At 43.3% G+C, this 7193-nt stretch carries 6 protein-coding genes; 1 reads left to right on the top strand and 5 read right to left on the bottom strand.

Annotation, left to right across the window (positions count from 1 at the left end; all coding sequences use genetic code 11):
- Positions 1-274: 274 nt before the first annotated feature.
- The 4 genes from CDZ87_RS06575 to CDZ87_RS06560 form a co-directional block, all read right to left on the bottom strand.
- A complete protein-coding gene (locus tag CDZ87_RS06575; RefSeq protein WP_100752742.1) occupies positions 275-688 on the bottom strand; it encodes a hypothetical protein in 414 nt (137 codons plus the stop codon).
- Positions 685-3705 carry a type VI secretion system tip protein TssI/VgrG gene (gene tssI, locus CDZ87_RS06570; RefSeq protein WP_100752741.1) on the bottom strand — a complete coding sequence of 1007 codons (3021 nt, stop codon included), beginning with the start codon at positions 3703-3705 and terminating at the stop codon, positions 685-687. Before tssI ends, CDZ87_RS06575 begins: the two co-directional genes overlap by 4 nt.
- 164 nt (positions 3706-3869) lie before the next feature.
- The gene (locus tag CDZ87_RS06565) at positions 3870-4388 is read right to left on the bottom strand and encodes an Hcp family type VI secretion system effector (RefSeq protein WP_038177510.1); all 519 of its coding nucleotides are present in this window, start codon (positions 4386-4388) and stop codon (positions 3870-3872) included.
- A gap of 181 nt (positions 4389-4569) precedes the next feature.
- Complete coding sequence (locus CDZ87_RS06560) at positions 4570-5472, bottom strand: DMT family transporter (RefSeq protein WP_100752740.1); 903 nt, start codon at positions 5470-5472, stop codon at positions 4570-4572.
- A gap of 313 nt (positions 5473-5785) precedes the next feature.
- Here CDZ87_RS06560 and CDZ87_RS06555 point away from each other — a divergent pair, with 313 nt between their 5' ends.
- Complete coding sequence (locus CDZ87_RS06555; RefSeq protein ID WP_100752738.1) at positions 5786-6046, top strand: DUF2999 family protein; 261 nt, start codon at positions 5786-5788, stop codon at positions 6044-6046.
- A gap of 60 nt (positions 6047-6106) precedes the next feature.
- Here the strand turns inward: CDZ87_RS06555 and CDZ87_RS06550 are convergent, their stop codons facing one another.
- A complete protein-coding gene (locus CDZ87_RS06550; RefSeq protein WP_100752737.1) occupies positions 6107-7054 on the bottom strand; it encodes an endonuclease/exonuclease/phosphatase family protein in 948 nt (315 codons plus the stop codon).
- Positions 7055-7193: the final 139 nt, after the last annotated feature.

Genomic DNA, 7193 nt, shown 5'->3' with positions numbered 1-7193 from the left:
CTGACACCCTTTTTTGTTTGCGGTGAGACAAGATCAATGACCAATATGGTCATGATGTTGGACGAGGCATGAAGAATGAAAGTTACATCTTAATTGCTTTTGATTTCGGATTAAGCACCTTTAATCAAATCAAATCAAATCAAATCAAATCAAATCAAATCAAATCAAATCAAAGTGGGTAACTCTCTTCTTTCCAAATTGAAGTGTCAGATCTAGTCTGAACTAATACATATCATCCGATTTAAACTGGACAGTTGAACAATCTGCCACCAGACTACTGAATTTTTACATTTAAAGCCTTACCATCATAAAAATAGCACACGTTTTTATATAACTTAGAGGTATACGCACTCTCACCCCAGAAACAAATGTAGTTAGATGAGTTGTTAAATTTTATTCTAAATTTTTCAACTTCAGAAGCACCTATAAAGTCATCAGGAAAAGAAATAAATTCTTCACGCGAAGAATCAAAGATGCTTCCACAAATAGCCCCACCACCACACGGATAGGTCAAAACATAATCATCAGCGTTGAAGTTTGGGCCTTTAGAATAAACCTCTTGAAAAACTCGTATGAATTCGGGAGTAAACCCCTGACTTTCTATGTTAGGAATTAATGTGTCTGAGTTAGCCATACTACAGCTACTAATTAAACTCATTGATAGGATTAAGTAGGCAAGACTTTTCATTTGTTGAACTCCATTTTTGAATTCCTAAGTACAGCCTTCATTTTTTCTGGAGATATATGTGCTTTGTTATATCCATCTCCAGAGTAATATGATTCTCCACCTTGAGCTAAAGAATTATTGCTTAATTTTCTACCTTTCTCTACGCCGGCAGATGCAAACTCTTTTGCCCAAGAGTAAATAGCATCTTCTAAAGAACCGCCTGATTCCAAATATGAGATGATTTGTGGTCGTTTCTTACTTATCAGATACTCATTGAAAATCATATCTTGGGTTGTTTTATCAAACAAACTTGATTTATCTATTGATAGGAATTTGATGGCATCAGCTAGAGTGGTAGGAATAACCTGAAATCTACCTACCGCAAAAGCTTCTCGAGTCTGCTGAAGTTTCTGAACTTCACTTATGCTCATTTGATTTAAGTGTGTATTGTAATAAGATCTCAGTCCACCTTTTGTCTTATTATATGCAGAATAGTCATTATTTGACTCCACCTGCCCGAGTTGTTTTCCAAATTCACTATCCGCCCAGTTATATGATTTATCTACATACTCCCACCCCTCAACAAGTGCTTCGTCTAGACCTAGTAAGGTTCCTTGACCTACGATTCCATCAACGGCTCCCACATCATAAGCGAGATGCGTTTCGTTGGTCGGCTTATACTCACTTTGGAACAGCTTAACCTGACGTTGTGTGGTTGAACCAAAATCTCCGTCAGCGCCTGCATTGCCAAGATCGAAACCTAGTTTTATCAGAGCTTGTTGAATGTATTCAACTTCTTGCCCTTTTGCTCCACTTTTGTATGAATGAGATTCACGATTCGCGAGTTTATCTAAGGTTGAAGACTGCTTAAGAAGGGCAGACTTTAACCTTAGTGATTTAGTCTCTTCAGATTCAGATTCAGATGAGCTGTTGCTATTAGCACTCGAAACTGCGGCAACAGGGCTGTTTGCTGTTAAGTGTTGAGCTGCATGCGTTATCTCTTCAGGCGCAGTGAACTCACTTATCACATTCGCTTCTGCGCTGTTTTGTGTCGCACAGATATCGGCTTGCTGCAGTTCGGCGACTTCAATATCGTTGAGTAAGGCTGTGGCTAGCTCGGCTGTTTGTCCGGCATAGCCGCTGCCACTTCCTGCGCTGCCGCCTGAATTCAGGTTCACGCCAGCACCGGATAAGTGAACACCTGCTGGGTCAACTTTGACAAAGCTCCCTGCAGCTTTTAAGGTGATTTCACTGCCTGCCTCAATCACCACCTTATTGCCTGATTTAATGTGGATTTCAGAGCCAGAGTCATTGACCCAAACTTTACCGGTTTTGAGATGTAAAGCGCCCTCAACTACTAAGGTTTGATCTTGGGTGACTTTGTTGCGCTTATCGCCTTCTACCGTTTCATTACGATGGTTCTTAACATGGCTGAAGTAGTGATTATCGACGGTTAAATGCTGATCATGTTTGATATGAACCGTGGTGTCGTTTTCGACCTCGATGTCGAGATCTTTTTGAGCGTGGACAAAAACTTGCTCTTGCTGAGACTGATCCTCAAAACTTAATTCGTTAAACCCTTCACCTTGGTGCGATTCACTGCGTATGACGGTTTTTGTTTTATTGTCGGGCAACACGTAAGGTGCAGTGTTCGTCACATGATAGGTTCTGCCCGTAATAATCGGTTGGTCAGGGTCACCATTTAAAAACTCGACGATCACCTCATGGCCGATGCGAGGAATAGCTAACATGCCGTATTGATTTCCGGCCCAACCTTGGGAAACACGAATCCAGCACGAACTGTGCTCGTCGCCGCTTGAATAGCGATCCCATGGAAATTGAACTTTAACGCGACCATGCTCATCACAGTAAATTTCTTCACCTTCAGGACCAACCACAGTCGCCATCATCGGGCCATCGACCAAAGGCTTAGTAAAGGGTTCTAATTGCCAATTGTGCTCGCTTGGGATCAACCAAAATTGATTATCATAGGTTGTTGAACCAGAGCCGGCTTCTTCTTCTAGGGCTTGAGGTTGCGTGCCGCGATGGGTGGCTTTGACGACTAGCCATTCTCGATTGAACTCATCATCTAAGTGCTCACTCAATTGAAACTTGTAACCCGCTTGAATAGCAGCAACGTAGCTCTTGCCAGTGGCAAGTTGTGTATCGCGACGTAAGTAGTCGAGGCGTGTTTGGTTAATTAACGCGCCGCTATCATCCGATTTAAACCGGCCTGGTGCATCAAAGTGTTGATAGTCGGTACTTTGAAAGTCGATGTCAGTGGCAAGGGTGTTTTGCTGAAATGAATAGGCTGGCTTTTTAAAACTGTAATCTTTAAGTTGCGTCGAGCTGGGTGCGAAACGGGTGTTAAATACCATCGCGGATACATACTCTTGCTCAGAGATGCCGCCGCTGAGCGCATTGTATGGAATAGGCGTGTTTACTTTAGGCAAACAAGCACCAGAGTCACTAAATAGTACCGTGTGCTTACCATTTTCAAATACAAAGCTGTAAATCAGCCCTTCTTCGGCAGCCAGCCGGTGTAGAAAATCGAGGTCGGACTCTCGGTACTGAACACAAAATTCTCTTTGGCCATGGTCGTGTTGTAAGGCAAAGGCAAAATCATCGATCTCCATTTCTTTAAGAATAATAGAGAGGATTTCCGGTACGGTTTTAAACTGGAAAATGCGACTATTTTGGCGTAAAGACAGTCGCTCTAATGCTGGAACAATCGTTAAGGCGTAAAAAGTATGATGATGACCAGTATCACTTTTGGTGAAGCTTCGTGCAATTCCGTGGATGGTTTTTACGATTTCTAAGTCGCGATATAAGGTGAGTTGGACTTGCTTATCAACGACATCTTCAGCGCTGAGCAGCGAATTACGACTCGCGAGCTGAACATCATAATAGTAGCCATGGCATGGTTGCTTGCCATGGTTAAGATCATGCGAAAGAGATTCGTTGCCTTCGAACTCTCTGACGACAAAAGCTTGGGGATCGAGCCCTTCAACGGTTAGATTGAAATTGAGAGTGGTCATATATTCAGCCCTACGTAATCGCGATTACCAATCTGGGAGGGAGAGTGCTCAATAATTGCCTTGACCAGATTGGTATAAAACCCTAACCAAGACACCGTTTTAACGGCGTCTTGGTTAGGGTTATAACTAGCCCACCCGAAGGTGGGCTAAAACAAAGCGTAAGATTACGCTTCGACAGGCTTACGCCAGTCGTCAGAACCTGAAGTACCCGCGTTAACGTGGTCCCAAGTAATCTTACGGTAAGACATTGACACAGTTAGGTTCTGTGTGAAGTCTGACATTGATGGATCTTGACAGTGAGGCATCTCACAGTGGATGTCTACGATAGACGCATTTTCAAGCTTAGTTGTGAAGAAGTTCTCTTGTTTACCTTCGATAGAAGTACGGTACCATTTTAGTTCAACTGTCTTCATCTTCTCGCCAGATGAAAGTGCGTTGTAAAGTAGTGGTACCGCTTTGTTTAGAGAAACAGTGAACTGGAACGGCTTGTGAACACGTTGACCTGAAGGTTGACCTGACTGTGGATCAGTAGGAACAGTTACGACGTGGTCAAACTTTTGAACCAGCATCTCATCTTCATGACCTTCTACAAATGAATCACCGATAGAATCAGCAGTACAAGCGCCAGCAGTGATTAGACCCTGAGTTTCACCGTCGATAGAGATATAACATGGAGTTGGCATAGCAATCTTTTCCTTTAGTGTGTTTGTTTAACATGTGAATGTGCTTACTAAAGGGCAATTGTTATGCCTGAATATAAAGTTAAATATAATCAATAGGTTATGTTTTTTGGCCATTTTTGTTGAGCAAGTTTTTACCTACAGCAAGCAAAAACACGTTGCTCGATGAGCAATATATTGTGATTTATTGCCCACGTTGAAAAGGTTTTACCAATTGCTGACCAAAAACGTTAATTAATGCTCCGGTGACAATCAAAGTACCGCCGATATATGTCCAGATGGATGGGATTTCATTGAAAATCCATACGCCGAGCAGTGCGGAAAAAACAACTTGTACGTACGAGTAAGCCGAGGCTTTTCCAGCCGCCTGAGTTTGCATCGCTTTTGTTAGTCCATACTGACCGACCTGAGTGAAGATGCCCACCAGTACCAGTAAAAATGTTAGGTAGAGGCTAGGCCAAACGAAGTTATCGCCAATTAAAACTAATGAAACGGGAAGTGCGATCAATGGAAAGTACATGATGATCACTGAGCTATCTTCAGTCTGGCTAAGTTTGCGAACGATGATATAAGCGATTGAGCTGCCTAGCGCGCCAAGGAGCGCCGTCATGACACTAAACATCGGCAGTTGATACTCAATCGTGTGATCAAGGCTAGGTTGGACCATCACCCATAAACCCAATAAACAAAAAGCGATACAGATGAGGGTAGACGTCTGCACTCGTTCTTTGAGGAGTAATAGTCCAAGTAGCGCAGTAAATACGGGGTGGACGTATTGCAATATCGTGGCTTCTGCCAGAGGAAGGGTCGTTACCGAGTAGTAAACGCACATTAAGGCAACGGTTCCGATGATACCGCGAATCAACAATAAAGGTTTGTTGTTACCCCAGATGGAAATTCGTTTTCTTTTCACGTCGAGGTAGCTAATGATCAATGACACTAACGCGCGCGCAGCGACGATTTCAAAAACGGGGATACCATGGATGCTGACATATTTTACACACGCAGACATCAACGCAAAGCCTAGTGCGGAAAGCAGCATAAATCTTACCCCGGCAGGGACTTGGGTATAGAGTAGGTTCAACATATTTAAGGGATCTTGTATGGTTGTGTTAGGTTGATGTCGCTGTCATTTACAAATTAGACTTGTCTTACGATCATAGATATCGATGATGCACTATATTGTACGGCCAAATATTGACGAGTAAAGGTATTACTCTCTCTAAGGAAAGATGCATGAGTACCCAATTAAAACAACAATGCCATCCTTTTTTGCCTAGCAATAAAGAAGATTCTCCCGCTGAACATTCCGCTAAAATGGCCAAGCAATAAAAATACAAATCGTATCAGGCAAGTGATAGACTGCGGCGCATGTTTTACTTAACGAAATAGGTAACGAAATGAATCCGATTATTGCCATGTTAAAAGAAAACAATCTTAGCGATGAGCAAATCAACCAACTATTCCAAACCTTGACACAAAACCCATTGGCCGCGATGGCGACCATCAGCCAACTGGGCTTACCACAAGATAAACTGCAATTGTTGATGGGCCAAGTGATGCAAAATCCAGCGCTTATCAAACAGGCGGTCGAAGAGCTAGGTTTGGATTTTAGTAAAGTAGAAGAAGCGAAAGCCAAACTGCAGCAAGAATCGAAGTAAGCGATCACTCACGATAAAACAGGCCGTGCTAATGCACGGCCTGTTTATTTATGGAACAGATTATAGAACAAAGCGTAATGTGACCGCGATAAAGGCATGGTCACTGGCGTTTTTATCTTGCTCATAGATTGGATTGATTAAGTGCTGATCGAGCGTTGTAAACTGAGTCACATCGGCAAGCGAATACACCGAGTCGGGCTGAAACTCTTGCGATAACAAAATGTAGTCTAAAACATTGCCATGGCTGAAATGATAATGGGTCGCGGGCCGATCTTGGGGCGCATCAGATAGCAATTGCCAGCTATCTTTGAATTGCAGCTTGTGTGGTTCGTTGTTGGTAGGTTCCGTCAGTAAGCCAGAGATATCACTACTGAGCGCTTGGTTCATATCCCCGACGAGCACCGTTGGCATCGGTCTCTGGGCATACTGCTGTTCGCTAAACAGGCGTAGCATCAGTGCTTCCCATCCTCTCTGTTGGCTTGAAAGCCAGCGACCAATCAGCGGTTGAGCCCCGTCCGCCGTCAAGCTCTCGGTTGCACGCTGCGATTTTAAGTGGCAAACATAAAAACCGATCTCACCAATATGGGGAATGTCGACAATACAAAAAATGGGCGCGCGGCTAAAAGGTGGCACTTCAACGCCATAGCCCTTCGATATCAAGTCGTTGGGTGTGGTTACTGCTTGAATGTATTTTAGAGGATAGCGCGAGGCAACGGCGACAACAGGGTGTGAGTAAATATACTCATCTGCAACTTTGGGGGTCTCTACGGTTGCAAAATACGGGTAACCCATCTGCGTGAATAGCGTTTGCACAGCATCAATACTAAACACTTCTTGAAGGCCAACGATGTCTGCTTCTAAGGCTTGAATGTTTTGTTTGGTCCAACGGCACTTATCTTGCCAAGCATCGCGTTCATAGATGTTTTCAAAGTCGTAGAACGCATTCGGCGGCTCGATGAAATTAAACAAATTCGCCGAGGCAATAGTTAGTGTTTGTTTCGTCAGCACAGATGGCCCTTATCAACGAATTACTCCCTCTTAGTGTAAACAATCCTTATTGAGCTTGCATGTGAAGTCACTGTTTTATCGCAGAAATAGGCATTTCTGCGATAAAAAGTCGAGATGAGCCATTGGGCTATGTATTTGG

Origin of the sequence: Vibrio salilacus (assembly GCF_002811245.1) — a bacterium.
Lineage (GTDB): Bacteria > Pseudomonadota > Gammaproteobacteria > Enterobacterales > Vibrionaceae > Vibrio > Vibrio salilacus.
Note: the sequence above shows the minus strand (reverse complement) of the source record. Positions and strands in the feature narration are given on the sequence as shown.